Origin of the sequence: Mesorhizobium sp. M5C.F.Ca.IN.020.32.2.1 (assembly GCF_004023105.1) — a bacterium.
Lineage (GTDB): Bacteria > Pseudomonadota > Alphaproteobacteria > Rhizobiales > Rhizobiaceae > Mesorhizobium > Mesorhizobium wenxiniae.
The window spans coordinates 1-2,426 of record NZ_RZSX01000910.1 but is presented as its reverse complement, the minus strand read 5'-3'; the positions used below and the strand labels follow the sequence as shown (position 1 = coordinate 2,426).

The 2,426-nt window shown below is 65.2% G+C and carries 4 protein-coding genes; 1 reads left to right on the top strand and 3 read right to left on the bottom strand.

The window, feature by feature from the left end:
- A partial coding sequence (locus EOA86_RS30730) for a 2Fe-2S iron-sulfur cluster binding domain-containing protein (RefSeq protein ID WP_128345050.1) occupies positions 1-282 on the top strand: 282 nt, incomplete at its 5' end.
- Between the two features lie 117 nt (positions 283-399).
- Here EOA86_RS30730 and EOA86_RS30725 read toward each other — a convergent pair.
- The 3 genes from EOA86_RS30725 to EOA86_RS30715 all read right to left on the bottom strand — a co-directional run.
- A complete protein-coding gene (locus EOA86_RS30725) occupies positions 400-1,146 on the bottom strand; it encodes an FAD-binding oxidoreductase (protein ID WP_029347524.1) in 747 nt (248 codons plus the stop codon).
- The gene (locus tag EOA86_RS30720) at positions 1,143-1,754 is read right to left on the bottom strand and encodes a molybdopterin-dependent oxidoreductase (protein ID WP_128345048.1); all 612 of its coding nucleotides are present in this window, start codon (positions 1,752-1,754) and stop codon (positions 1,143-1,145) included. The genes EOA86_RS30725 and EOA86_RS30720 overlap by 4 nt, the downstream gene beginning before the upstream one ends.
- 108 nt (positions 1,755-1,862) lie before the next feature.
- The coding region (locus EOA86_RS30715; RefSeq protein WP_128345046.1) for a PDZ domain-containing protein at positions 1,863-2,426 on the bottom strand (564 nt) is incomplete at its 5' end.

Here is a 2,426-nt window from a genome sequence, read left to right as displayed (position 1 = left end):
GTCGAGACACCTGCCGAGGCCGCAACGCCGATCCGCTTTTCGCTTTCGGATGTCGATGCCGACTGCGTTGCCGGCCAGACCGTGCTGCAGACGGCGCGCGCTTCGGGCGTGCGCATCCCAGCGGCTTGCGAGTTCGGCCTGTGTGGAACCTGCAAGGTGAAAAAGGTCTCGGGCACAGTCGAGATGAGCCACAATGGCGGCATCCTCGATCACGAGATCGACGACGGCTTCATCCTTGCCTGCTGTTCGAAGCCACTGACGGCGCTCGAAATCGACGCCTGACCGGCGAGGCGGCTAAAGCGCGTCGCGTTTGGCAGGCCTTATGCGACGCGCTTTACGTTGTCGTTTTCTATGCATGTCGTAATCGCAAAACCGCTGCACACTTTTGCGCGACATGCATTAAACCCCGTAACGCTCGGTGCGGATGAGGCCTGCCGGAACGCCGGCATCGATCAGCGCCTGAGCGGCGGCCGACACGAAGGCATTCGAGCCGCAGACAAAGGCGAACCTGGGCGGCGCGGGCAGCCGCACCATCGATTGCTCTATCATGGCGGCATCGACCCGCCGCGAATAGTCCGCTGGGCGCCGGGCGGCCTCGCGGGTCAGCGTCAGCACCAGATCGAAGCCGTCGCGACGATCGTCGAGGCCGATCAACTCGTCGCGAAAGATCACCTCGTCCCAGACCCGTGCGGAAAACACCAGTGCCACGGGCACCGCCGATCTGCGCGCCGCGCGATGGCGGATCATCGCCATCAGCGGAACCACGCCGGACCCGCCGCCGACCAGCAGAAGCGGACCGCCGTCGCCGTCGTACCAGACGAAGTGGCCGCCGAGCGGTCCGCGCAATTCGACCTCGTCGCCAACAGCCGCGATATCGTGGAAGAACGGCGAGACCTCGCCATCATCGAGCCTTTCGATCGCCAGTTCGATCATCTCGCCGGCTTCCGGCCCCGAGGCGATCGAGTAGGAGCGACGCGCCTGATAGCCATCCGGCGCCGTCAGCCTGACATCGACATGCTGCCCGGCACGATAGGCGAAGGGCCGCGACGGCTCGAGGAAAAAGCTGGTGACGCGCGGCGTGCGCTTTTCGATGCGTCGGATGGTGACGGTCTGCCAGGGCGACTGCGCCGCCGGCCCGTCGCTCATGGATCGCCCCTATAGCGCTGCTCGCGCCACGGGTCGCCATAGATGTGATAGCCGCGCAACTCCCAGAACCCGGGCTCGTCGCGCTCGGTGAACTGCAGCCCGTTCAGCCATTTGGCCGATTTCCAGAAATAGAGATGCGGAACCAGCAGCCGCGCCGGGCCGCCATGGTCCGGCGTGATCGGCTTGCCTTCGTAAAGCAGCGCCACCATCGCCTTGCCGGCGGTGAGATCCTTCGTCGGCACGTTGGTGGTGTAGCCGTCGAAGGACAGCGCCAGAGTGAAGGGGCTCAGTGGCTCAATGCCGGCATCCGCCAGAATATCGTCGACCAGCACGCCCTGCCACGCTGTGTCGAACTTGGTCCATGCGGTCACGCAATGGATGTCGCGGGTCATCTTGGTCAACGGCAGCGCGTTGAACTCTGTCCAACTCCACTTCTTGATCGGCCGCGGTCCGTGCTTGAGCGTGAACGACCAGTCCTCGGTGCGCACGCGCGGCGTCGGCCCGGCCGACAGCACCGGGAACCCTCGCTCGAGATACTGCCCCGGCGGAATGCGCGCATCCGCATCCGTCGGGGGCTTTCGTCCTGAAGAGAAGCCGCGGGTGACCATCAAAACATCCGTGTGCATCAGGCCGTCTGTCGGCCTTCACCAGTCTTCTCGAAGATGCTCTGGCGGGCAACCAGAATCTTGGCCGCGGCCTCGCGGCAATGCGCCGCCTCAGCCATTAGCGAAGGGCACGGCGACGAACATCTGCGCGTCGCCGCGTTCGACGAGCAGGAGCACGGACTTTTTGCCAGCCTTTCCGGCCTGCGCGATCGCCTGGTCTGCCTGCCTGGCGTCCCGCACCGTCGCCTGATTGACGGCGACGATGATGTCGCCCGGCTGGATACCGGAAGCCGAGGCCGCCTTGTCGGGATTGACGCTCTCGACCAGCGCGCCGCGCTGGTTGGGCGCCAGATTCATCGCCTGTCGGACATCCGGGGTGACGTCCATCAGACCGAGGCCGATCGCAGGCGAACGAAGGCCCGGCTGTGCGGACGGTGCCTCTGGTCCGCCGCCCACCGATGCCGTCTGCACATCGTCTCCATTGCGCCCGACGTCGACGGAAATTTCGAGATTCTTTCCTTTGCGCCAGGCATCGAGCGTTTCCGTGGCGCCGGGCGAGACGTCGGCAACGGCACGCGACAGGTCCTTGGGATCCTTTATCTGCTGACCGGCGAAGCTGGTGACGACGTCGCCGGTTTCAATCCCGGCTTTTGCCGCCGGCGAGCCGTCAGTAAC

Bases quoted from the DNA above. Each gene is read 5' to 3' on its own strand.
- EOA86_RS30725 (WP_029347524.1), bottom strand. From the start codon at position 1,146: ATGAGCGACGGGCCGGCGGCGCAGTCGCCCTGGCAGACCGTCACCATC.
- EOA86_RS30720 (WP_128345048.1), bottom strand. From the start codon at position 1,754: ATGGTCACCCGCGGCTTCTCTTCAGGACGAAAGCCCCCGACGGATGCG.